This window comes from Bifidobacterium sp. LH_450, from assembly GCF_056356715.1.
On sequence record NZ_JBKEUU010000003.1, the window covers coordinates 85,882 to 111,328 of the forward strand.

Annotated in this window: 15 protein-coding genes; 4 read left to right on the forward strand and 11 right to left on the reverse strand. The window is 64.3% G+C overall.

Annotated features, from left to right (window positions below; genetic code table 11):
• Positions 1-44 precede the first annotated feature (44 nt).
• The 11 genes from eccCb to AC1AXT_RS05245 form a co-directional block, all read right to left on the reverse strand.
• Positions 45-3,932, reverse strand: a complete 3,888-nt coding sequence (gene eccCb, locus AC1AXT_RS05195; RefSeq protein WP_476541307.1) for a type VII secretion protein EccCb — start codon at positions 3,930-3,932, stop codon at positions 45-47.
• 232 nt (positions 3,933-4,164) lie between these two features.
• Positions 4,165-5,058 carry a hypothetical protein gene (locus tag AC1AXT_RS05200; RefSeq protein WP_476552988.1) on the reverse strand — a complete coding sequence of 298 codons (894 nt, stop codon included), beginning with the start codon at positions 5,056-5,058 and terminating at the stop codon, positions 4,165-4,167.
• A 756-nt stretch (positions 5,059-5,814) separates the two neighbouring features.
• Entirely contained in the window at positions 5,815-7,479 is a 1,665-nt protein-coding gene (locus AC1AXT_RS05205; protein ID WP_476541310.1) for a S8 family serine peptidase, read from the reverse strand.
• A gap of 18 nt (positions 7,480-7,497) precedes the next feature.
• Positions 7,498-7,815: a hypothetical protein gene (locus AC1AXT_RS05210; protein ID WP_476541312.1), complete on the reverse strand. Its 318-nt coding sequence runs from the start codon at positions 7,813-7,815 to the stop codon at positions 7,498-7,500.
• A 39-nt stretch (positions 7,816-7,854) separates the two neighbouring features.
• Positions 7,855-8,949 carry an FHA domain-containing protein gene (locus tag AC1AXT_RS05215; RefSeq protein ID WP_476541314.1) on the reverse strand — a complete coding sequence of 365 codons (1,095 nt, stop codon included), beginning with the start codon at positions 8,947-8,949 and terminating at the stop codon, positions 7,855-7,857.
• 56 nt (positions 8,950-9,005) lie between these two features.
• Positions 9,006-9,902, reverse strand: a complete 897-nt coding sequence (locus AC1AXT_RS05220; RefSeq protein ID WP_476541315.1) for a hypothetical protein — start codon at positions 9,900-9,902, stop codon at positions 9,006-9,008.
• 35 nt (positions 9,903-9,937) lie between these two features.
• The gene (locus tag AC1AXT_RS05225) at positions 9,938-10,339 is read right to left on the reverse strand and encodes a hypothetical protein (RefSeq protein WP_476541317.1); all 402 of its coding nucleotides are present in this window, start codon (positions 10,337-10,339) and stop codon (positions 9,938-9,940) included.
• A 57-nt stretch (positions 10,340-10,396) separates the two neighbouring features.
• Positions 10,397-11,551 carry a WXG100 family type VII secretion target gene (locus AC1AXT_RS05230; protein ID WP_476541319.1) on the reverse strand — a complete coding sequence of 385 codons (1,155 nt, stop codon included), beginning with the start codon at positions 11,549-11,551 and terminating at the stop codon, positions 10,397-10,399.
• The gene (locus tag AC1AXT_RS05235) at positions 11,548-12,822 is read right to left on the reverse strand and encodes a hypothetical protein (protein WP_476541321.1); all 1,275 of its coding nucleotides are present in this window, start codon (positions 12,820-12,822) and stop codon (positions 11,548-11,550) included. Before AC1AXT_RS05235 ends, AC1AXT_RS05230 begins: the two co-directional genes overlap by 4 nt.
• A gap of 110 nt (positions 12,823-12,932) precedes the next feature.
• A complete protein-coding gene (locus AC1AXT_RS05240; protein ID WP_476541323.1) occupies positions 12,933-13,217 on the reverse strand; it encodes a WXG100 family type VII secretion target in 285 nt (94 codons plus the stop codon).
• 39 nt (positions 13,218-13,256) lie between these two features.
• Positions 13,257-13,568: a WXG100 family type VII secretion target gene (locus AC1AXT_RS05245; RefSeq protein WP_476541324.1), complete on the reverse strand. Its 312-nt coding sequence runs from the start codon at positions 13,566-13,568 to the stop codon at positions 13,257-13,259.
• A gap of 396 nt (positions 13,569-13,964) precedes the next feature.
• Here AC1AXT_RS05245 and AC1AXT_RS05250 point away from each other — a divergent pair, with 396 nt between their 5' ends.
• From AC1AXT_RS05250 to AC1AXT_RS05265, 4 genes are all read left to right on the forward strand, one after another.
• Positions 13,965-15,305 (forward strand): hypothetical protein, encoded by a 1,341-nt coding sequence (locus AC1AXT_RS05250; RefSeq protein ID WP_476541326.1) that lies wholly within the window; start codon positions 13,965-13,967, stop codon positions 15,303-15,305.
• A gap of 221 nt (positions 15,306-15,526) precedes the next feature.
• Complete coding sequence (locus tag AC1AXT_RS05255) at positions 15,527-16,945, forward strand: serine/threonine-protein kinase (protein ID WP_476541327.1); 1,419 nt, start codon at positions 15,527-15,529, stop codon at positions 16,943-16,945.
• A gap of 120 nt (positions 16,946-17,065) precedes the next feature.
• The gene (locus tag AC1AXT_RS05260; protein WP_476541329.1) at positions 17,066-23,191 is read left to right on the forward strand and encodes an Ig-like domain-containing protein; all 6,126 of its coding nucleotides are present in this window, start codon (positions 17,066-17,068) and stop codon (positions 23,189-23,191) included.
• Between the two features lie 868 nt (positions 23,192-24,059).
• Positions 24,060-25,406, forward strand: a complete 1,347-nt coding sequence (locus AC1AXT_RS05265) for an AAA family ATPase (RefSeq protein WP_476541419.1) — start codon at positions 24,060-24,062, stop codon at positions 25,404-25,406.
• The last annotated feature ends 41 nt before the right edge of the window (positions 25,407-25,447 follow it).

Here is a 25,447-nt window from a genome sequence, read left to right on the forward strand (position 1 = left end):
GTTCATCGGATTTCGTTCATCGGATTTCGTTCATCGGGTTGCGCTCACCGGGTTTCGGCGGCGTGGGCGAGCTGCGCGTTGAACAGCCCGCGGTCGCGGGTAACGACCTGCACGCGGCCGGGCTTGGCCTGCTTCGCCTTCACCTTGCCGATCAGCTGGCCTTCGTTGGGGTCGCCGGACAGCAGCAGCCCCGGCATCGACAGGTCCTGCATCGCCGAGAGGACGGGGTCGAACAGCGCACGGCTGGCGCCGCCGGTGCGCCGGGCGACGATGACGTGCAGCCCGACGTCGCCGGCCTGCGCGAGGAACGGCACGAGCGGCGCCAGCGCATTGCCGCTCTTCGTGGCGACGAGGTCGTAGTCGTCGACGAGCACGTATACTTCCGGTCCCTTCCACCACGAACGCTCGCGCAGCTGTTCGGCGGTGACGTCGGGGCCGGGGAGCCTCGTTTTGAGCACGTTCGCGAGCCCTTCGAACTCGTCGCGCGCCATCGCTTCGCTGGTGATGTACGAAGCGAGGTAGCGTTGCGGAATCTGCCCGAGATTCGCGCGCCGCAGATCCGCGGCGAGGATCATCGCGCCGCCGTCGGGATAGCTGCGTTCGATTTCGCGGATCATCAGCCGGATGAACGACGACTTGCCGGACTGCGCCTCGCCGAAGATGTACATGTGCGGTTCCACGTTGAAGTCGTGGACGAGCGGCGTGAGCGTTTCCTCGTCGAGGCCGAGGGCGAGCTGGCCGGCCCTGGCTGCCGCGCCCGACTTGGCGAGCGAGGCGGCGAAGGCGCCGTATTCCAGTTCGGAGGGCAGCAGCCGCAGCTTCGGCGTGGCGCCGCCGTGCCAGGCTGCGTTGATCTGCTGGACCATCGCGGCGGTGCCTTCGCTCAAGGTCGTTGCGTCGTCGCTGCCGTCGATGCGCGGCGCGGCGACCATGAAGTGCAGCCCTTCAGGCAGCATGCCGCGGCCGGGGATCGACGGCACGGCGGCGGCCTTCTTGCCGGGGATCTTCGAGTCGCCCACGTCGGCCAGGCGCAGCTCGAGCTTCGTGGCGATCAGGTCGGCGATCTGCCCGCGCAGCTCCATCCAGCGGTTCATCGACACGACGAAGTGGACGCCGTAGGCCAGGCCGCGCGCGACGATCTGCTGGACGCGCGGCTCCATGTCCTCGTATTCGCTGCGCATCGTGCCCCAGCCGTCGACGATGAGGAACACGTCGCCGTAGCCGTCGTCGGCCTTGCCGGCCGCGCGCAGCTTGCGGTAGGTGTCCATCGAGTCGATGCCGTGGTCGACGAAGAAGCGTTCGCGGGCGGACAGGATGTTCTCGATTTCGGCGATCGTGCGCCGGATCTTCTCCTCGTCGCGCCGCATCGCCAGGCCGGCGACGTGGCTGAGCGAGGCGAGGCTGGCGAACGTGCCGCCGCCGAAGTCGAGGATGTAGCACTGGGCTTCGCGCGGATCGTGCGTCAGCGCGATCGACGACACGATCGTGCGCAGGAACGTGCTCTTGCCGCTCAGCGGCGCGCCGCAGATCGCGACGTGGCCGGCGGTCGTGGCCATGTCGAGCACGAGCGTTTCGCGGCGCTGTTCGAGCGGCTTGTCGATGATGCCGACCGGGATCTTGAACCCGGCGTCGTGCCAGCGGGCCGACACGAGTCCGTGCGCGTCGCCTGCCGCCAGGTCGGGCAGGAAGTCGTTGAGCGGGTTCGGCTTGGTGAGCGGGTCGAGCCAGATCTTGTGCGCGGGCGCGAAGCCGGTGGCGCGCATCTGGTCGACGGCGACGCTGAACGTCGTTTCGCGGCTGCCTTCGAGCGCGCCGGACACGTACGAGGCGCGGAACCGGTTCATCGTGCCGTCGGGGGTCTTCAGGTACCCGATGCCCGGCAGGTTCGGCAGCGTGAACGCGTCCTTCGTGCCCAGCACGGCCATCGATTCGTCGCCGGTGAACGTCTTGAGGCCCACGCGGTACGACAGGTGCGAGTCGAGGCCGCGCAGCTTACCCTGTTCGAGGCGCTGGGATGCCATCAGCAGATAGATTTCCAGCGAGCGGCCGACGCGGCCGATCTGCACGAACGATTCGATGATGTCAGGGTGCTCGGAGAGCAGTTCGGAGAACTCGTCGACGACGATGAACAGCGCCGGCAAGGGCTTCAAGTCGCTGCGGCCGCCGTTGAGCCGCGCGTCCTCGTAGTCGGCGACCTTCGCGAAGTTGCCGGCCTGGCGCAGCAGCTCCTGGCGCCGCGTGATCTCGCCCTGCAGCGCGTCGGCCATGCGGTCGACGAGCGAGGCTTCGCGCCCCAGGTTGGTGATGATCGACGAAATGTGCGGCATGCCTTCCATGCCGGCGAACGTCGCGCCGCCCTTGAAGTCGATGAGCACGAAGTTGAGCTGTTCGGGGCTGTGGGTGAGGGCGAGCGAGAGCACGAGCGTGCGCAGCACTTCGGACTTGCCGGAGCCGGTGGCGCCGACGAGCACGCCGTGCGGGCCCATGCCGTGCTGCTCCATGGCCTTGATGTCGATGACGGCGACGGACTTGTCGTCGTACAGGCCGATCGGCACGCGCAGGCGCTGCTTGCCTTCGCGCCGCGCCCAGTTCTTCGTAAAGTCGATGTGCCGGATGTCGTCGATGCCGAGCAGGTCGGGCAGCTTCGAGGAGATGCGCTCTTCCCCGGTGCCTTCCTGCACGGCTTCCTCGTCGCGCGCCTGCCAGGCGAGCGCCAGCCGTTCCGCCACGCTCAGCGCCCCGCACGACGGCATCATGTCGGGCAGCAGCTTCACCGGCTTGTGTCCCTTTTCAATGAGGTCGATGGTCTCGACGTCGGTATCGCGCGTGGCGTTGAGCCCTTCGGTGGCGACGGTGCTGTCGAACAGCACGCGCAGCACATGCGCCTCGTCGAGGTCGCCCCAGTATTCCGGCGCGTCGATCAGCGTGACGCCTTCGGTGCCGTATTCGGGGAAGAACGTCGCGTTCTGCTCGAGCATGGCGCGCTCGTAGCCGTCGTTGACGATGAGGAAGTGCGGCGCGCCGGCGCCTTTGGAACCGGAGAAGCGGGCGCGGGAGCCCAGTTCGCGGCTCAGCGTCGCCTGCGCTTCCTTGACGCTGGTGAACAGCATGACGTCTTCGGGGGCGGCCGCCAGCTGCCGTTCCTTGCCGAGGGCGTCGGCGGTCAGCGCATGCGGCAGCGCGGCCAGCCACTGCCACTCCCCTACCGACGCCGACGTGGTGAGCACGGCGATGCGCAGGTGTTCCGGAGAGTGCCACAGCGCGGCCTGGCACAGCATGGCGTTGAGCAGCTCATGCTTGCGTTTGCGCGCGCCCATGATCTCCACGCGCTTGTAGTCGGTCAGCCGCGCCGAGTAGGGAATGCCGGAGATGCGCTGGTGCGCCATCATGAAACGGTGCGCGGCCGACGCGCATACCGGGTCGAGGGCGTCGACCGGCGGCATGTCGGGAGCCTTGAGTTTCAGGCTCAGGTCTTCGTCGCGGGTACCGAGACGCACGGCGAGGAAGTCGTCGTCGGAAGGCTTGCGTTCCCAGCGCCGGGCCGGTTCCGCGGCCAGACACAGCAGCGTATCGGGCGCGGGCGCCGTGAACAGCGCCGCGTTGCGTTGGCGAGCGCCGGCTGCGCGCACGGTTTTGCGGGTCTTCGTCAGATAGGCGAGGTATTCGCGCCGCGATGAATTAAGATTCGCCATGCGCTGCGAACGCTGCCGGATGCCGTTGACGGCGACGAAGCCGAGCGACGACACGAGGAACATGCCGCCGGTGAGCAGCCCGGTAATGCCGGAGTTGCTCAGCAGCGTCATGACGATCGCGCTGCCGGAGCCGAGCAGCGGCACCAGCGACGTGAGCAGCGAGCTGATGCCGTCGCTGGATTCCAGCTCCGGCGGCGCCTGCAGCGTCACCTCGCCATAGTCCGTTTTCGGCGGCTTCATGCGCGTTTCATTGATTTGGGCTTCCGGCGCCGCTTTCCTGGCACCGGCACCGGTTTTGCCCCTCAAAGGCGCAAATCCCACAGCAAAAATCCTTCCTATCTCACTCCCGCTGGCGGGAGTCAAAAACCGCGAAGCGGTTTTTGGTGGGTGGTCATCCCCGCTGGCGGGGATCGGAGAGCGGCGAAGCCGCGATCCGAGGGGTGGTCAAGCCCCTGCGCAGCAGGGGCTCACCTCACCTCCTGAACCACCTCTTCTTCTTCGCCGCCTTCTCCGCAACGACTTCCTCTTCCTCCGGCTCGACGACATGCCCGGCCATCATGCCCAGCGGCTTGCCCTCATACGGATCGAACGGCTCCACCTCCGGAGCCACGTACCCCATCCGGTACTTTTTCTTCTTCTCGTCCTTCGAGCCGCCCTGGCCGCCACGCGTCATCATCGGCGACGTCGAAGACGACGAGGACTTGCCCGACGCCGAGGACGTCGCCTTGCCAGCGCCCGCGGCCATGCCCTGCGCGCCCTTGATCGAGCTCGCCGGCGTCACGGTACCCGCCACGCCCGGATTCGCATAATACGACCCGGCCGCATACCCCGACACGCCAGCCGCCGACCCGGCCGCGCCCGAAGCCGCCGCGCCCGACAAGCCAGACGCCGACAGCCCCGAAGCGGAAAGACCCGAACCCGAACCGAACGCGCCCGACGCCTTCGCGGCCATGCCGCCAGCCAACGCCGACGAACCCAAAGCGCCCACGCCGCCAGCCACCGAATAGCCGCCGCTCATCGCCGAATCCACGCTCGCCGTATCATTGCGCCGCGGCTCCCAGCGACCGGTCTGCGGGTTGAACCAATACCCCGACGTCGAGCTGTCATCGCCCGCAGCCGTCGAAGCGCCAGCCGCATACGAACCCGAACCATACGACCCAGACCCATACGAACCAGATCCATACGAACCCGAACCGGCATACGACCCAGAACCCGCATACGATCCCGACGCGCCCGCATACGAACCGGAAGCATACGATCCAGCGCCCGAAGCCGCTCGCGTCGAAGAAGCCCCAGACGCAGACGAAGACGCCGACTGCCCAGCGGATCCCGAGACAGCCGCCCCCTTCGAGGAGGTCGACTTCAAGGCCGCAGCTCCTGTCACGGCGGCAGCCCCGGCAAGCCCGGCACCCGTCCAAGCACCGCTACCCGAATCAATCCATGAATCGCTCTGCCGTGTCGGCGTCTCGCTGCTATCCGAGGGATCGGTCGGCCCTTGCGGCTCCGTTGGCCCATCGGTAATGGCAATGGTCGGCACCTCAACCAACTCAATGGGTTTCTGATCCGTAGGAAGAGTTCTCACCAAGTTGTCAGTGATGTTTTTATAGGCTTCTCGCGCCGCTTCTTCACGTTTTGCCTTCAACTGGCCATTAATCATGTCGACGGCATCCTGCCCTTGTACCCCGCTAATCAAGCCCAAGGCCGGAACTAAGACGTTCACAGCCGTCACTGCACCAGAAATCAATGCCGACGTCGTTCCATCTAGATGATCACCAGGAAGCTCAATGCTCTTGGCTCGCGCTATAGCGCCATTGTATTGATCGACAATCTTCTCCGCCGGTTTTATTGTCTCCCGATAAAATACATCCGGATTGAACTGATTCGTAATTTTTTCCATCAGCGCCGAAACTTGATCTGCTGTTTCACCGCTAAAATTATCTGACCGCACGCAGGTAGATTTAACTGCCTGAATATTCTCAGTATATTCAGACAGCATCTCCTTAAGCGCCTTAATCTGAACGCTAATATCCCATGGTTCTGTGGTGGCGATTTCAGTCAGTTGTTCTTCTGCACTGACAGTCTTCATGATTTCTCCTTTTCAGTCGTTTTTGTTTTCCCGTATCTATCGCGGCAACGGTCTGCGAGCCTCGGATGCAATACGTGAACGGCGCCGTTTGCTAACGCATATGACGATTACAGTCACTAGCCCCGCAATCAATCCGGCGCACACGATTCCCAATGCAATCCATATACGCAAAGGCAAGCCCTGCGACCGGATATCGTTTATCCAAGTTGAAGAGGTTGTCTGGGAGGTTTTATCTGCAGTGGCAGTAGCGGAATACTGCATGCAATTCTCGCCACCGTCAGCTTGGCACTGCTCGACTTTCTTCCATGCATTCACCTGACGCTGATACTCTTCACCAATTAGATACGCAGATGGGCTTACTAATATCGAGTCGCCGCCGAAATTATCGATTTCCTTGTTTTGGTAGGCCTGCAGCGAGTCATCCTTCTGATACATGCCTTTCGTCTCCTCGTGCTTCTCAGAACGAAGGACCTGCTGCTCAAGAATGGGATTGATATCGGGATACTGCGTCGGATCGACCGACAGCAGTTTCGTCAAATCAACTTCCCCAAATCCGCGGTAATGGGTCTCATCCAGCACGGCTTCGCCGGTATCGTTATCCTTCGTGTTGCGCACCAAGGACTGCAGAATCTGATTGCCGGTCGCATTCGGCCACTTCTGGCACGCCAAAGCGAGATAACCCGAAAGGATAGCCGTCGCCGTACTGGTGCCACCTGAACCCACGGCATTAAAAGTTGCATCCGTTGCAGAATTGCTGTTATCCAGCACCTCATCGCCTGGGGAAAGAATAACTACATTACCGTCATCAACATTAGATACCGCAGCTATTTCCCCACTTGAATTCACTTCATTGACGGTAACGACACCTGGAAAATAATTGTTGGAGAAAGGGTTTCCAACCAAATCAAGGCTTCCACGAGTAGTATCATTTGCCCTGCCAGAAACCATTATGATTCCATGACGTAAGGCATCGACAAAATCTTTTACATCTGAATCTGATATTGCAGAGTTATAAGACATGTTAATTATCTTTGGCTGCGACGCTATAATAGCGCCATAGTCAATATCATATTCCGTATCCGGAGCACCGTCTACATAGCAATATTCAGTAAGCCCAACAGATATTTCGCTTAGACTTGAGGGCCAAGATGCATAATGGTCGACAGATGCCTGAGGAGCGACTCCAGCAATTCCTCGATTGCCGTCGTATCCCTCTCCATTCCCCACTATATATGCTGCCATCATCGTGCCATGCGTTATTACCGTTCCCTGCCCCTCATCGTCAAGGTTCTCCCCTGCTTTTGCCGTCACTTTAGAGGGCCCCATCAACAACTGGCCAGATTTTGAATAGCAATTCTCATCGGTTCCGGCTGATTTATTCAGGTGGAACCGGTCGCCCGACAAATGGTAGCTGATATCAGCATCAGCGAGAGCTGGATAATCGGATATCACTTGGTTATCGATGACGGCAACCTTCACATCCTGACCAGTAACGCCATCAGCCCATGCGTCGCGCACGCCCATATCATCGATGTACCAGTCAGAGCACTGCTCAACCTGCGCCTGAGTGGTCAACGCACCGTTATGACAAAGCTTTAATCCGTCATCGGCTTGCGCAACTGCCGGCAGCGATGCACAGAACAATGCAACTGCTCCGATAACCGCCGATACCCATACCGGAAAAGAGAATTTCTTCTTCATTCTTTTTTCTCCGCAACCCTATGCGTTCTCTACCTCAATATCGAGATTATTGATGACTTCCATGCTGCTCTCTTCTATCTTCTGGAATTCGGAGACGATGCTTTTCAGAAGATCCGACATCTGCTGATTTTGCGTATTCAGGTTCCTCGCGGTCTCAAGGAACGCGGAATCCAGCGATTTCAGCATGTTTTCCACAGGCTGCCCGAAGGAGCCGACGTCGCTGCGCGGATTGATGCGGGCGCGCTTGACTCGCTGCGCTACAACGATGCCGTCCTGCGAGAGCTTCGATGCGGCTTGCTGGAGGGCATCCGGGTTGACGGTGATGGTGGTTGCCATGAGGGATTCCTTTCTTCCTGGTCTTGATTGGTTAATCTCTTACGAAATGAGGTTAATGAACACCTTGCAGGCGATGTCGCCCAGCTGCAGGCTGCTGTTGGGAGGCATCAGCGTCGGAGCGGCCATCGGCTGCAGCTCGGTGACGTTGCCGTCTGGAGCGGCGATGCGCGTGCCGTTCGTACTGCCGATGTCCTGCACCGTTATCGCGTCGCTGCGCAGCATCAGCAGCGCATGGTTGCGCGACACGGTTCCGGTAGTGTCCGGCACAGCCACGGCGATGTCGTGCGCGTCCTTCGGAGACGGCGCACGGCCCAATGCGATCCTCGCCGGCACCGGCACCTGCCGCTGTGAACCGTCAGCAAATACCAGCACGCCGGCATATTGCGGTCGTCTCGGAGGCACAGGTGGCAACGGAACCGGCGGATTGGCTTGCGGTTGCTGGGCAGGCGGAGCAGATGGCGGCGTCGGCGTAGCTGCATGCCGCTTGCGCTTCGGCTTCTGCTGCAGTTCCTGCGGATGCTGTAATGCCGGCTGACCTTGCGGCACTGCCTGGGCTAACGGCGCTGCTTGCGGCTGCTGGGGCACCTGAGTGGATGGGAAGGCCTGCAAGCGTGATTCCGGCACGGACACCGTTTCCGGCTGCGGTTGGTGGACCGCTTCCGAATTCATGACCGGTGCGAGGTTCGGCTCCAATGTCGGCGTTGGTTCCGAAGCAGCCATCGATTCTGGCACCATTTCCGGAACAGCCTCCACTGCTGCCTGCGTGTCACGGATGCTGATTTCGGCGAGTTTGGCTGCCCGGTCGGCCCAGCCTTGCTTCAGCGGGTTGCGCGCGAACAATGGCGAGCACGCCACGGCTACGACGCCGATGAACGCTACGCATACGGAAGCAAGAATGACGAGGTATTTCACGGCGATGCGTCGCATGCCTGCAGGTAACACGCCGCTTTGGAACATCGTCTGGCTTTCGGCGCGCACAGTGCGCAGCCCCAGGGCCAGCAAACCAGGGGTAACGCCCATCGAGCCTTCGATAACGGCCATCATCACCACCGTTTGGAATGCGCCGATGCCCGCTGCGGCCAAGGATGACGACACGCCGACGATGATGCCGAATACGGCCGCCACCACCGCCATGTCGATGCAGAAAGCGCCCACCTGGCGTTCCGCGCTTGCAGGAGTAAACCGCGTCGTCACATCATCCCCCTTATCACCGAGAATGCGCCTCCGGCGAGCAATGCAGCCGGAGGGATGAGGAACAGGCTGAGCGTCGTGCAGGTGTCGCCCAGCCGGGAGAGAAACAGCGAATGCGTGCCGGATTGCAGCGGAAACGATACCGCCACCATCACGATTCCAGCCACTACCGCCGCCAACGCCAGCGCAGGCAGCCAGCTGGACGGCAATGCCGCCACGGTGAACGCGAACGTCAGCGCGCCGCCCACCCGGTAGGCCATGCGCAGTGCGGGATGACCGGATTGCCGCGGCTTGAGCAGCAAGAACAGCGTCAACGCCACACCCAGCACCAGCACCGCCACGTTCTGCCACCACCCGGTGGAGGCAAGTGCCAGCTGGGAGAACGGTACAATCGGCGTGTCGAGCAGCATCACGCCGTATGCGATCACAATCAAACCCAGCGCAATCATCGTGCCCCAGCAGTAGGCCACATGAAAACCAGCCATTTCGCCGGTCGTGTCCGAGCCCTTCAGCGGACGCGACGCCGGAGGAATGGCTCCGCGCACCGTCGAGCGCCGGCTCGACACCTTGCCCCACTCGATGAGGTACTGATCGGGAACGTGCACGACGAGATTGGGCATAATCTGCAATGCGCATGCTGCCAACAGCACCACCAGCGTGCACAGCATCGGCGTGGGCCAGTCCAGCAGGATGCAAATGCCGGAAATCAGCGATAAGGGCAGGCTTGCGCACAGCACCGCGCATGCCGAAGCTTGGCTCTGCGCCCCTTTCGCCATCACCATAGCAACCGCTGCATACAACGCCGTCAGCCCGGCACCCGTGAACCACGCCGCAGCGATGGTCCGGGTACCGGGCATAAGAAACGCCAGCAGCACGCCGCAATAGGCGGCTACCACGGCGCCGGCAGCAAACGCTGGAAGAGCCCGTCGATTCACTTCAGGAACTCCGCTTCCTGTTCGCGAAGCGCCTCAATCGTTTCATGCAGTTCATCGACCGCTTCGGCTGCCTCATTGTCAGGGTCCTGCGCCATGGAGCGCTTGAACTTCATGACGTTCTCCGCCAGAGTCTGGCGCACTTCCCGCGCTTCCGGCGACTTGTCGATGCCGCCGAAGATGTCGTTTTCGCAGGTCTGCTTCATGTCGATGCGCTGCTGCAGCACCTGCCATGCATGGCCCAGTTCTCCAGACCGCCGTTTGGTGGCCTGTTCTTCGTTGACCTTGGCCAGCGCGCGCTGTGCCTGGGCCTTGGCCTGCGCCATGTCCTCGCGGTCGGACTCGAGCTGCAGCCGCAGCTCCTCCATGCTCGCCATAAAGGCGTCATATCCCATGCTCATGGTGTTCCCTCTCTAATAATGAATCGCTTTTTCAATCGTCAGTATGCCCCATACGGCTCAGCGACCTCCGGCAGTCGGGCCCAGATGGTCGGCCGGAGTCTCCGTCTCCTCATCGCCGCCAAAGACTGAGGTAAGGCCATCCCATAGACCCTCTGCAGCTGACGTGGCGCCTTCCTTCAGGCCTTCGAAGGTCGCTTGGGCTCCTTCGCCAATACCCTTAAATACCGCGCCGGCCGTCTCCCCCACAATCTTCACGCCTTCGCCGAGTGCTTCACCGGATGCAGAGGCGATATTTTCTACCGTATCTGTCCAGCTGCCTGAACCGGAGGAATTGGAATCCGAAGAAGCGTCAGACTTCGATTGCGACGACGAACTGTGCCGCCAGTCGCCGCTCATCGGCCGGTGGTGCCCGGTTGACTCCGAAGTAGAGGACGACGACGAAGAGGACGACGTGCTGGACGACGAGGAATTGAAGTCGGAGGCGAGCGAATCGGCGCTGCTGGCGAGGCTGCTCATTACCGCAGTGCTGGAGCTGAAATTGCTCATTGCCTGCATCAGGTTGGACAGGTACTGCGCCACTTCGGCGATGTACTTCCCGGCCGTCGCCACGGCTCCCGTCAGCGCTACCGCACCACCAGGGGCGGTGACCGGATTCGACATCAATTCCACCGCTACCTTCAGCCACGAAATCGCCGCGTCAATGCCGTCGCAGATGGTGTCGAACGTGCTCTTGGCGTTATCGGCGAGCGCCGTCAGCGCCGTGTTCATCTGGCTGCACGGGGTCGGCGCCTGGCCGATCAGCGAGGAAAGCTGGCCCATGCGGTTGGAGTACTGGTTGGCGGCTTCGCCGGACCACGCCGATTCGGACACGTTGGACGCCTTCGAGAACGCGTCGCCGATCGTTGCCATCGACTCGCCCAGGGCCTGCCACTGCGCCGCGGCCTTGGTCATGCCGTCCCAGTCGCCGGCGAACGGCTTCTCAAGGTATTCCTCGACCGGATTGACGCCGAGCAGCTGCTCGCCGATGGCTCCGACGATGCCGAAGGACGCCTTGACCAGGCTGATGCCGCTTTCGAAGGCGGATGTCAGGTTCTTGAGGCCGCTGACGCTGTCCAGCTTGTCCAGCGTGTCCACCGCTTCGATGATGTCCTTGATGTCGTCGACGATTTCGCTGCCGTTCTTCAAGGTGGTGCTTATTGACGGAGAAGTCACCCCAGGCTCCTTTCGCTCGTGGCCGTGTACGACACGCCGTTGATGCTGTCCTCTTCAGGGAATTCAAGCGGTTCAGCATCCGCGTACAGCGCCTGCAGTTCGTCGGCGCTGCGCCCCAGCGGATCGCTGGCGGCGAGCTGCTCCCACACTTCCTGCTGCGCCTGCTCGCGGATGGCCTCATAGCGCGCTTCGGCGTCGCTGACGCGCATCGCCACGTCGCCCTGGCCGTCGTTGTCGAGGTCGACCCCGATCAGCGTGCCGTTGTCGTCGTCCTGCAGCGACACGGCCGCCGTATCTCCATCCTGCAGGCGGAAGGCGGCATCGATGTTGCCATCGCCGTCGCCGTCGACATACACGACGCCGTCACGGGATGCCGAGCCGGCCGACGCGGCGCCCAGCTCCTGCTGCAGCCCGTCGATACCGTCGTCCGCACCGCCATCATCCGGCGCGTTGCCGTCGGTTTCAACGTTGCCGGACATGCCGTCGCCATCGGTGGAGGAATCATCCAGCAGCACGCTCTGGGCACCGTCAGCTCCATCGCCGTCATCGCCAGCGCCCGGCAGCCCATCGCCATCATCCGGCGCGTCGCCGCTGCCGTTGCCGCTAGCGGCCGTGGCTTCCTGCGCCAGCTCGTCCGCCGACTTCAGGTTGATGCCGGCCGCCGCTTCCTGCGCGACCTGCGCGGTATCGTACAGCTCTTCCTGCGAATCGTCGCTGGACGAGCCATCGGACGAATCGCCGGACGACGTGCCGGAAGAGATTTCGGAGGATCCGCCTGTGGCGCTGCCGGAACCGCCGCCATAGGAGCCTCCACCGTAAGAGCCACCGGACGAACCGCCCGAAGACCCGCCATACGAACCGCCTCCGGCTCCGCCGCCATAGGAGCCTCCGGAGCTGCCCGCGCCTCCGGTCGAGCCGCTGCCGCCGCTGCCCTGGCTCTTGAGCAGCGTTTCGATTTCCTCGAGCTTGCTGAGTATCTGCTCCAGCTGCGTCTGGTTGGTGGTTTCGGTATGCTCGTAGTCCTCCGCGCAGCCCTTGAGGGCATCCGCGATATGCTGCACCGCCGACGACACGTCGGTCAGGAACCGCTGCGTGTCGGAAATGGCCTGGTCATAGGGGGATTCGAGGTAGGACAGCAGCAGGCCGAAGGTCGAAATCGTGTCCGTCGAGAAACTGCCCGACGCGTTCGTCAGCTGGTCGGCCACCGATTCCATTTCGCCGGCGGCCTCGCCCAGCTGCACCGGGTCGGCTGTGATGATGGATGCGCTCATGTCATTCCTTGCGCGTTCGTAGGGAGAAGGTGATTTGGGGAAACAGCAGGGTTCCGGACAGGCGTACAGCCGTCCGGAACCCCAAGTTTCATGCCGCGTTCAGCGGTGCGTCAGAAACGCGCAGCGCTGCGGTTGTCGCTCTCGACATACTGCTGGCTGATCGTCGACGTCGCCGAGGAGATCTGGCTGAGGATGGTGTTCATTTCCTGCAGATCCTGCGTCCACTGCGCTTGGGCGGTGTGATAGGCCTCCTGCGCCGAGCCGTCCCAGTTGCTGATCAGGGAACGGACCTGCGAGTCAAGGTCGTCGAGCGCCTCGCTGATGCCCTGCACATCGGTGGCGATGTCGGACGCGAGATTGCTGACCATTTCAGGGCGAACGGAAAAAGTATTCATGTGCTGCTATGCTCCTTCGGTAGGTAGTGAAACTGAGTATCAGCCGAGCAGCGCCGACAGACGTGCGGTCGCCGACTGGTGCTCTTCTTCGGTTGCCTGCTGGTCTGATGCCGTTCCACGCAGGTTGTCACGCAGGTCATTCAGCACGCGGTTGAGGTTGTTCGCCTTTTCGTCCCAGCGGGTCACCAGCGTGGTGTATGATGCGGCCGCATCGCCCTGCCAGTAGCTTGACATCTCCGACAGCTTGGCGTCGACGTCCTTGATGCGGCTGTCGATCGTCGTGCGCGCTTCTTCTACCGCCTGCGCCCCGCGCTCGAGCGCGCCTTCGGTTGCGCTGATCTTCTCTGCCATGCAGAAAACTCCTTCTTCTTAGGCCGTCTACTCCTCATGCCGACGGTGGAGACGGCCTCGACTCCGCCGACAGCGATGAGCAATCACTGTAGCCGAACTTCAAAAATCGACAAAATCGGAGTTATACCCCCTAAAAATTTTGGTAAAACGTTTTAGCAAGCTCAAGAACGTTGGAACGACGCCGTTTTGCGACCTTCCAAAAATAATCCGAAGATTTCACAAAGGGCGAACATGGCGTTTTGCGCCCGAAAGATAGGATATATTGTTAATCCTCGGCTGAAAAGAGATGTACATCTCCGTTCTTCGCGTAGCGCAGGGTCTACGCTTGCGAGAAGCCAGCCGCTAGGGGTCGGCCTGTCGTGCGGCTCAAGAGTAGAGAACACCGGAAGGACCGCAATGCCGCAAGCAGCATCGCGAGCAACGACGTTCCCTGTCACCGTCGTCTACAAGGAACGCGCGGTGACCGTCAACGGCGCCTCGAACAGGGTCGAGCAGATCATTCCCGAAGTCGCCGGGCGCCTTGGCGCTTCGGATTCCTCCGTCATGCACAATGGCTACGACCTCATCGACAGCCGCGGCCGCACCCTCTCCAGCTGGAAAACGCTGCCCGAACAGGGCGTCGCGCGCGGCGGCACGCTCAAGCTTGCGCTGCGTTCCGACAACGAAGCGCTCACCGTATTCGACGACGTCGTGGAAGCCGTCGGCGTCAGCGTCAACAAGGCGTCGCGCGCCTGGACCGAAAACAACACGCTGGCAACGGCGCTCATCGTCAGCTGCGCGCTGCTGGCCACCGGCGCGCTGTGCTTCCTGACGTTCTCCCCCACCATCCTCAACGCGGCGCTGTGCTACGGCTTCGGCATCGTCATCATGTCGCTGTCGGTCGCGCTCGAGCGGCGCAACATGGCGTCGCAGGCGCTGTGGGTCGCGATGGCGTCGTGCCTGTTCGGCGGCATCGCCGGCTACCAGCTCGGCGCCGCGCTCTACCCGGCGGCCAACGCCTACGCGCAGCCGCTGCTGTTCGCGGCGCTCTCCTGCGCGCTGTTCGGCTGCGTCGGCCTCGCCTGCAGCCACGAGCAGCGCTGGAAGGCGGCCGCCCCGCTGATGCTCGGCGTGCTGCTGGCCATCGGCGCCCTGCTGACCATCGCGATGCGCGCCTACGTCGTGCGCATCTGGACGGTGTTCGGCGCCGCCGTCGCCCTCGCCGTCAACATCCTGCCGTGGGCCTGCCTGTCCGTCGCGCGCATTTCGGTGCAGTCGCCGCATGCGCAGGACGAAATCTTCGGGTTGCCGCCGACGTTCGACGCGAAGGAAACGCTGGCGAAATACCTGACCGGTTCCGATCTGCTGTTCTGCAGCCGCGTCGCCGTCTGCGTCGCGCTGCTGGTAGCGGTGCCGGCAATCTCGGCGAACGAATCGCCGCTCGGCATCGTGCTGTGCATCGTGGCGTACGCGGCGATCCTGCTGGATTCCCGCCAGATTCACTCGCTGCCGGAAATGGCGACGACCGCCGCCGGCTGCGGCGTCGGCCTTATCGCCGCGCTGGCCGTCGGCATCGCCACGCACCCCTCGCTCGCCGTTCCGATTGCCATCGGGCTGCTGCTGGCCGCGCTGGCAGCGCTGGCAGCGACGGCGTTCTCGAATCTGCATGCGCTGGCCGTTACCCGCGCCGCCGACGCCTGCGAAACCGCCTGCACCGTGCTCATTCCGGTCGTCGCCTACCTTGCGGCGACTGCGTAGTTATTCGGTAGTCACTCCTTTATATATATGTATATATATGTATATATATGTCTAAGATTCCGCACGCCTATCTGCCTAGGGTTCCGCACTGCACTCGCCGTCCCGTCGGCAGCCGTCTTGCGGCCGGCGTGAGATTATGAGACGGGTGGTGACGTACCGCGCCGGCCGCCGATACAATCGGAAGCTGCACCCGTTGACGTGTGGCGGATGAAAAGAGAAGCATGAGAACACAGACTATGGCGCCTGAACTCGATGGGTACGAGTTCGAGGAAACGCTGGATTCCGGCGCGACGGCAGTGGTCTACCGCTATCGGCAGATCGTCGCCGACCGCGACGTGGCGGTGAAGGTGAGCAAGAAGCGGCTCGAACCGGACGCGGCGGAACGCTTCCGCAAGGAAACGACGTTCATGGCGCGCCTGTCGGCGCACCCGTACATCCTGCCGGTCTACCAGGCCGGCGTCACCAGCAACGGACGCAGCTTCCTCGTCGTCGAGTACGCGCCGAACGGCAGCCTGAAGGACCGCATCGCGCAGGGCACGCTCAACGCCGACGACATGCTCGACATGGGCATCAACCTGGCCAGCGCGCTGGCCGCGGCGCACCGCGAAGGGATCGTGCACCGCGACATCAAGCCCGGCAACGTGCTCATCACCGCGCAAGGGTTGCCGGCCCTGGCCGATTTCGGCATCGCCAGCTCCGTCTACGACCATGCGCACACCGGCTTCTCGCTGGCATGGGCGCCTCCGGAAGTCGTCAACGGCGGCGCCGGCGACGAATCCGGCGACATCTATTCGCTGGCGGCCACGCTCTACGCCTCGGTCGTCGGCTCGTCGCCGTTCGAATACGGCTACCAGCCAAGCAGCACGACCGAGCTGGCCACCTGCATCGTCACGAAGCCGGTGCCGCCGATGCAGCGGCGCGACGTGCCGCCGGCCGTCGAACGGGTGCTGCGCCGGGCCATGAACCCGGACCCGTCGTGCCGGTACTATTCGGCCGTCGATTTCGCGCGGGCCATGCAGCTCGCGCAGTACGAAAGCTTCGGGCACGCCACGCCGACGACGATCGAGGGCGAGCCGCGCTATCCCGACGCCGTCGCGCGGCGCATGGGGCAGATGGGCGCCTCGGGCCTCGCCGGCTCGCGGCCCGCTGCCGGCGGCGCTTCCGGCGGCGACGGCTCGGGCCATGGCAAGGCGATCGCCATCACGACGGCCGTCGCCGTGCTCGTGCTGGCGCTGGCGTGCGTGTTCGCGTTCGTCGTCAGCCCCACGTTCCGGTCGCATTCCACGACGAGCGTCAACAAGGCCGGCGAACCGGAAAGCAGCGCCTCGAGCGCGCCGGAACTGGCCGGAACCGTCGAAACGGTGCCGTCGCCGGCGAACGTGTCCGGCACGTTCAACGACGACGGGACGGTGACGTTCACCTGGCGCAATCCGGACCCGCAGGACGGCGACAAGTTCATGTGGCGGCGCGTCTCCTCCGGCAACGACGGGGACGCGACGGCCACGTCGGCCGTCTCGACGACCGAGCAGAAGGTGTCGCTCGACGCCGGCGAAGCCACGCAGGTATGCATCAAGGTGTCGCTGGTACGCGACAGCGGCCACGCGTCCGACGAAGAGGCCATCGGATGCGCCGTCAAGTAGCGCAATGCCGGGCAGCGGCAGCAATCGCTCCGGCAAAGCCGGCAAGGTTGGCCCCAGCGAAACAGCGGCAGGCCTGAACACGAGAAGAAGGCAACGCAACAGAGGTAGGGAGCACACGAGGTGAAGAGAGCACCCGCAAAGGATTCGCTGAAACGGCTGCGGCTGCCGGCATGGTGGCCCCAGCGGCGCTGGGTCATGCCGGCCGTCGCACTGGCCGTGCTCACGTTCATCATCGTCGGCGCCTCGATGGTGCATGCCGTCACACAGCGCCACGTCCAGCTCGACGACGGATCGGTGTGGGTCACCTCGCTCAAGGACGGCAAGGCGGCGCGCTTCAACGTCAAGCTCAAGCAGGCGACGGCCACCGTCACGTCCACCTCCTCGCAGTTCGACGTCGCCCAGTATGACGACGCCGCCGTGCTCGACCAGGGGTCCGAAGCCGCCTCGATCGACCCGTCGAGCGTATCCATGGCGTCGAAGACCGCCTCGAACGCCTCCATTTCCACCATCGTCAACGGCGGCACGGCGGCGATGCTTAACGCCAAGAGCGGCAACGTGTGGACCGGCGATGCCGGCGACGTCGAATCGATCGCCCCGACGACCAGCGACCCGGCGCTTCAACTGGGCGACGGCGGCCTCGTGGCCGTCGACCATAACGGCGACGTCTACGGGTTCAAGCCGGCCGACGGCACCGTGTGGAAAATCCCGGCCGGCTCCTCGAACGCAACGCAGGTGGCGCAGCTGGGCGACGGCGGGAATCTTGAAGCGGATTCCTTCACCGTCGTCGACGGCGTGCCGGTCGTCAGCCAGAACCTGAATCTCATATGGCCCAACGGAAGCGCGGCCGTAGAGGCGACGGCCGCCGCGGCCAGCAACCCCGACGCGGCGAAGCTGACGCTGCAGTCGGCGCCGGTCGACGGCGCGCAGAGCGGCTGGGTCGCCGCCGCCTCGCAATCCGGCCTCGTCACCGTGCCGCTGGGCAGCGGCAAGCAGACCGTGCGCACGTTCGTGTCCGGCGGTTCCGGCGCCCCCGCCACCCCCGCCTCGACCGGCGGCTGCGTGTTCGGCGCATGGAGCCAGGAAGCGAACAACGAGCTGCGCGTGTGCGGCGCCGACGCCGAGCCGAGCGCGAACGCCGAGGACGATTTCCTCACGCTGGACGAGGTGAGCCCCACCTCGCAGCTCGCGTTCCGCGCCAACCACCGGCTCATCGTGCTCAACGACGTGTCCAACGGCAACATCTGGAACCCGAACGACTCGACCGACGTCATCAAGATCCAGTGGCACACCGTCGACTCGGACACGACGAGCGAAACGAGCGAAACCGACGATTCGGCGAATACCGCCCACCAGTTCGCGCAGGAATGCTCGGCGCAGTCCGGCGAAATCAAGGCGGTGGACGACTCGTTCGGCGTGCGCGCCGGCGAACGCGCCACCCTCGACGTGCTGCGCAACGACGAACAGACGGATTGCTCGGTGCTGTCCATTTCGTCGGTCGGCGCGGTGAAGGGCGCCAGCGCGACCGTCGCCGCCGCCTACGACGGGCGCTACCTGCAGTTCGACGCAAGCAGCGTGCGTTCCGGCACCGTGACGTTCTCCTATGAAATCTCGGACGGCCGCGGGCAGACGTCGTCGGCGAACGTCACCGTCGCAATCTCGGATGACGGCAACCGCGCGCCGAAGCAGACCGACATCGCCGAACAGGTGGATGTCGAACAGGGCGCTACCGTTACCGTCAACGCGCTCGGCACGTTCACCGACCCCGACGGCGACCCGCTGACGCTGACCGGCGCGACGATCGAGAACACCGACCAGGCGGTGGCGACGACGCGCGCCGACGGCAAGCTCACCGTCAATGCCGGCTCGATGACGTCCGGCACGATTCGCGTCAAGCTGTCCGTGTCCGACGGGCAGGAAACGGCCAGCGGCATGCTCTACGTCACCGTGCGCGAAGCCGGCACGCTGGCGCCGACCGTCGACGCCGCCACGAAGAAGACGGCGCCCGACACCGCCGCGACGCTCGACCTGGCCGACGTCGTGCACGGCAACTCGGCGACGCCGGTGTCGCTCACGTCCGTCGACTCCCCCACCGGCGCGACGGCGACGATGAACGCCGCCGACATGTCGATTACGCTCACCGCGGCCGACCCGGGCACCTACTACGTGCCGTACACGGTGGCGCAGGGCACGAACAGCACCACCGGGCTGGCGCGCTTCGAAGTGGCGGCCGTGTCGAAGGATTCGTCGAAGCCGGTCGCCGTCAACGACGTCGCGCTGCTGCAGGCGGACGGCACCGCCATCATCGAGCCGCTGGCCAACGACATCGACCCGCTCGGCGGCGTGCTGTCGGTCACGAAGGTCGACGCCGGCGCCGCGGGCGGCCTGAAGGCCGGCCTCGTGGCGAACAAGCGCATCTACATCACGGCGACGCAGCTGCCGAGCAAGCCGGTGACGATCACCTATACCGTCGCCAACGCGGTCGGCACGTCCACCGGGTCGATCGTGCTGCAGCCGCCGGCCGCGTCCGCCGTCACCCGCGCGCCGGAAGCCGGCAACGTCACCGCCACCGTGCGCTGCGGCGGCATCGTTTCCGTCGACGTGCTCGACCACGTCACCTATGCCGACGGCACGACGGTGTCGGTGTCCAACGATCTGGAAACCGGCGAATCGTTCGCAGGGCTCGCGTTCGTCTCCGGCGACAACGTGCGCTATCAGGCGCCGCAGGAAGCCGGCGAATACAAGGCGACGTACACCGTCACCGACAATCTCGGCAACGCGGCGTCCGGAACGATCACGTTCTCGGTGCACGAACGCGACGCCGAACACAAGGCGGCCCCAAAGCCGAAGTCGGTGGAGGCGCAGGTCGGCGCCGGGCAGGCAATCTCGATCCCGATCACGCTCACCGGCATCGATGCCGACGGCGACGACGTGCAGCTGCTGGGCCTGGGCAAAAGCGCGCCGCAGCTGGGGCGGATCGTGGAAGTCGGCGCGAACTACCTGACGTACGAAGCGTACGCCGACGCGTCCGGCACCGACGAATTCACGTACGCCGTGGAGGACTGGACCGGGCAGAAGGCGGAGGCGACGGTGAAGGTCGGCGTGTTCGCGGACGCGTCCGCAGCCGGCGTGTACGCGCGCGACGACAGCGTGACGCTGCGGCCGGGCACCGAGGCGACGGTGCCGGTGGCGCTCAACGACATCAGCGCCGACGATTCCGACCTGACCGTCGACGAAACGCTGGAAACGCAGGGGCTTGACGGCGCGAAGGTGAGCGGGAACATGGTCGAGTTCACCACGCCGGATTCCGCGGGGGTGTTCTACGTCAACTACACGGTGCGCAACGAGGCCGGCTTGAAGGATACGGCGACGCTGACCGTCACCGTCGATCCGGACGCGCCGATCGAAGCGCCGACCGCCTACGACATTCCGGTGCCGGCGTCGGCGACGATCGACCGGCGGACCGTCAACGTGGACGTGTCGTCGTACATTGCGAATCCTTCCGGCTCCCTGTCCGACCTGGAAGTGTCGGTCGACCCGTCGGCGACCGACCACGCCTCCGTCGTTTCCGGCTCTTCGCATGGGTCCGGTTCCTCTGGCAGCGGCGTGTCGGGGAACCGGGGCCAGAAATCCGGCTCCTCGAACGGGTCCGGTTCCTCTGGCAGCGGCGTGTCGGGGAACCGGGGCCAGAAATCCGGGTCTTCGGGCGGTTCCGGTTCCTCTTCCGGCGGCTCGACGACGATTGCCGTGGAGCTGACCGACGAAGCGCGCGCGGTGCCGTACACCGTGACGAATACGAAATACGGCATTTCGACGACGGCGTTCATCGAAGTGCCGGCGTACGGCGTGTTCCCGCCGACGCTGCGGCCCAAGGCGCCGGCGCTGACGGTGAACGCCGGCGAGACGATCGAAATCGACATCGCCGACTACGTGCGCGTCGGCGCCGGCAAGAGCGCCGTCATACGCGCCGACGACGGCGTTTCCGCCACGAAAGCGTCGAATTCGGATTTCATTAAGGACGATACGACGCTGAGATTCACCGCAATCTCGGATTACAGCGGCCCCGCGTCGATTACGTTCGAAGCGGCGGACGGCGAAGCCGACGACGTTTCCGGTTCCGGCGTCGCCGTCACGAAAAGCGGCGCGCGCGTCAACACGGCGTGGCTGACGCTGCAGATTACCGTCATCGGCAAGGAAGCGCCGGCGCCGACGTTCTCGTCGACTACCGTCGACGTCGTCGCCGGCGAAGCGGCGACCAGCGTCGACCTGACGGCGCTGACGCATTCGGCGGCCGGAGCCGTGCAGCAGTATTCGTACTCCGGCGGCGTCAATTCCGGCAACGTGAACGCGACGGTGAGCGCCGGCGGCACGCTGACGCTGTCTGCGTCGGAGCAGGCGAGCCCCGGAACGAGCGTGAACGTGCCGGTCACCGTGTCGTATTCGAGCGGTTCGGGCACGAAGGCGCTGGAAACCGGCATCACCGCGCGCGTCGTCGCGTCGAACCGGCCACTGGCGCGGCTGCAATCGCGCACGCTGGACATCAAGGCCGGCGAATCGCAGACGATCGACGTCACCGACGGCGCGTACAACCCGTTCCCCGACGCCCAGCTGACCGTCGTGTCGGCGCGCAGCAACAACGGCGCGCTGAGCGTTTCCGGATTCGGCACGTCGGTGACGGTCAAGGCCGGCGAGAACATCGGCGCCGCGACGTACGCGGTGACGGTGACGGTGCAGGACGCCACGCGCAGCGAATCGCGGCAGGTCAGCGCGACGCTGACGTTCAACGTCAGCGACCGGCCGGCGGCGCCGCTGCTCTCGCCGATCGCCGGGGAACCGGAAGACGGCGCCGTCAATCTCAGCTGGACGCCGGGAGCGACGAACGGCAGCCCGATCAGCGAATACCAGGTGGAGTGGGACGGCGGCTCGAAGTCGTGCGGCGCGGCGACGTCGTGCCGCATTACCGGGCTGAAGAACGGCACGACGTATACGTTCGTCGTGCGCGCGAAGAACGCGGTCGGCTGGTCGGAAGCGTCCAATAGCGTTTCCGGCATGCCCGACGTCGCGCCGAGCGCGCCGGCGGCCGTGACCGTCGCCGGCGGCTACCTGTCGGCGACGGTGAAGTGGGCTGCGCCGTCGTACGAAGGCACCGCGCCGGATTCGTACAAGATCGTGCTCTCGGGGCCGAACGGCTGGACGTCGGAACAGAGCGTGAAGGGCGGCGTAACGAGCGCGAAGTTCGATATTCCCAACGCTGTGCTGTCCGATTCCGGCGGCTTCGTCGCTACCGTTTCGGCGCACAACGCGGTCGGTTCCGGGCCGTCGACGGCGAGCGCGGCGGCGAGCGCCTGGGGCAATCCGGAAGCGCCGAGCGTCACGATTGCGCAGTCGTCGACGGATCCGCGGCTCATTACCGGCACCGTCACCGTCGGCAATACGCACGGCGCCGGGTGCGCCTCGATTACGCTCAGCCGCGGATCGGTGTCGTGTTCCGGCGGTTCGTTCAGCTTCGAGCTGGGCTCGGACGAGCTGTTCCGGGAGATTTCGGTCAGCGCCACCATGCAGGCGGCCAAGCCGGGCGTCGCGGCGGTCGTCGGCACGTCGAAGCCGATTACCGCCGGGTACACGATCGAGACTCCGTCGCTCAAGACGTCGGTGGACGGCGACCGTACCTGCGTCGTCGAATGGTCAATCGGCGGCGAGGCGGACGGCGTGCAGCTCGATTTCGGTTCGGCGAGCGGATACAAGGCCGGCAAGTCCGGCAGCGAGCGCGTGACGCTGGAACCGTGGACGAGCTGTCCGGAGGCGAGCGCGGCCGGGGTGCTCAACGGGCATACCGGCGCGAGCACGTCGTCGAAGGCCGACCATACGTATAAGGCGCCCCCTCAGGTCGATCGCTCGAGGTTCTCCGTGACGTGGGATGCCGACGACCGCGGCACCGTCGTCGTCAAGGATTCGGGCGTCGTGACCGATTCGTACCAGCAGAGCGTTACCTATACGCTCACGATTGATGGGAAAACGTATGCACAGAGCGCGTGGGCAAACAACGGCGGCAAAATCGAAATCGGTGAAAACGTTTCCGACAACGCCCGCTGGACCCTGGAGGTATCGATAGAAGACCAGAAAGCTACCCTCCCCACCCAGCGCATCTCCGGCTCCCGCGCCCCGGTGGCCACCCCCGACCCCACTCCGTCGCAAACCCCGTCCGAGTCCGCCCCCGACTCGGACTCGTCCTCGTCAAGCGATTCCTAATCCGCTGCCCACCCCCGCTGGCGGGGGTCGCTGAGAGCAAGCGAAGCGCAGCTCGAAGCGGGGGGTGGTCCCCCGCTGGAAGGTGAGAGGAGCAAGACGCCAAAAACCGCAAATCGCCCCCCCTCACCCCCGCTGGCGGGGGTCGGCAAGCCAAGCCGAAGGCGAAGGCGAACCGGGGGGTGGTCCCTCCGCTGGAACGCAAGAAACGCACCGTATATATAAAAGGAACAAAGAGAGCAAAGGAACCACTATGAATCTCAGGAAAAACAAGAAGCACGCCACCACGCAGGCGCCGCTCCCCGCGGATCCGAACGACATGACGCGCGTCGGCGCGGCGTCGCTCGAATCCAGACTAGCGAGCGTAGCCGACGGCACGATCGTTTCCCAGAACGCAATGAATCTGGGAGATGAAACGGTCGTCCCCTCGCGCCCAGCGACGGCTCCCGCGTCCCTTTCCGATGAAACCATCATCCCGACGCGTCCGACCCCGGCAACCGCTCCCCTTTCCGACGAGACGGTCGTTCCTACGCGCCCGGCATCGGCTTCCACCCCTCTGTCCGACGAAACCATCATCCCGACGCGCCCGGCGTCGGCGTCCGCCCCTCTTTCCGACGAGACGATCGTCCCCGCGAAGACCGCTTCCGTACCCAAGATTGCCGGCACCGCTTCCCTTTCCGACGAAACAGTCGTACCGCCATCCGCTTCGGTTCCTCCCTCCGCAGATGAAACGGTTGTTCCCGCGAAGTCGAAGCCGGTAGCCGTTCCGACTTCGGCACCCGTTGCCACTACGCCTTCTACAGCCGCCGGTTCCTCCGCAGCCTCCGCAGCCGCCGCGGCTCCTGCGCCGGTTGCGGAGGAACCGGCGTCGCTGGAATCCGCGCATCGCACAATCGTGCACGGCATCCGCCCCAACGGCAAGAACATCCACCGCACTTCGGCACCTCAAACCGCGACTCCGGAGGAACCGAAAGCCTCCGCCACCCCGGCTCCTTCCGCTTCGGTTCCTCAAAACGCCCCCTCAGAGGAACCGACGCCAGTCACTCCTATCGTTTCTGTGGGTTCGGTTCCTCAAAACGCCATTTCAGAGGAACCCAACCCGACTACTTCCGCTTCCCCCTCGGTTTCGGTTCCTCAAAACGGCGTTCCAGAGGAACCGAAAGCAGCTTCCATCCCGCCTGCGGCGGTTTCGGTTCCCCAGACTCCAGCGGGTTCGGTTCCCCGCGTTTCGGGCTCCCCGGCACCTGCGGGAGCAAGCGATGCGGCGATGGCGCAGTTCCGTACGGATTTCAACAAGATTCTGCGCAACGTTTCGCAAGTGGTCGTCGGCAAGGAACATTCGATCAAGCTGTGCCTGACGGCAATCGTCGCCGGCGGCCATGTGCTGCTGGAAGACAACCCGGGCACCGGCAAGACTCAGCTGGCGCGAGCGCTGGCGAATTCGATCAGCGTGCCGTTCAAGCGCATCCAGTTCACGCCGGATCTGCTGCCGAGCGACGTCGTCGGCGTGACGTTCTATGACCAGAAGAGCGGCGAGTTTTCCTTCCGCGAGGGCCCGATCTTCGCGTCCATCGTGCTCGCCGACGAAATCAACCGAGCGTCGCCGAAGACGCAGTCCGCGCTGCTCGAGGTGATGGAAGAGCAGAAGGTGACCGTCGACGGCGCAACCTACGACGTTCCGCAACCGTTTGCAGTGATTGCAACGCAGAATCCGATTGAACAGCTGGGAACGTATTCATTGCCTGAAGCGCAGATGGACCGTTTCGTCATCAAGACGGCGCTCGGCTACCCCGATCATGGCGCCAGCGTCAACATCCTGCGCGAGGCGAACATGGCCGACCGCGCTGCCGGCGCGGCGCCCGTGGCGAGCGGCGCCGACATCCTGCGCATGCGCGAGACGGCGCAGCAGGTGTTCGTCGACGACGCGATTCTCGAATACATCATGCGCATCGTCGAGGCCACGCGTCATGCCGACGCGGTCGCTGTCGGGTCGTCGATGCGCGGCGCGCTGGCGCTGACGCGCTGCGCCAAGATCTGGGCCGCCGCGGAAGGCCGCGCGTACGTCATCCCCGACGATGTCAAGGCGCTGGTTCCGGCGGTGCTTGGCCACCGCCTGACGCTGACGTCCGAGGCGACGTTCTCCGGCCAAAGCGCCGACGCCGTGCTCGAGAAGATCTTGAACGATACCGCAGCGCCGGTCATGGGAGGGACGCGATGACGCAGGCCGCAAACGTTCCAGCGGCACAGGCAGCGGCGCCG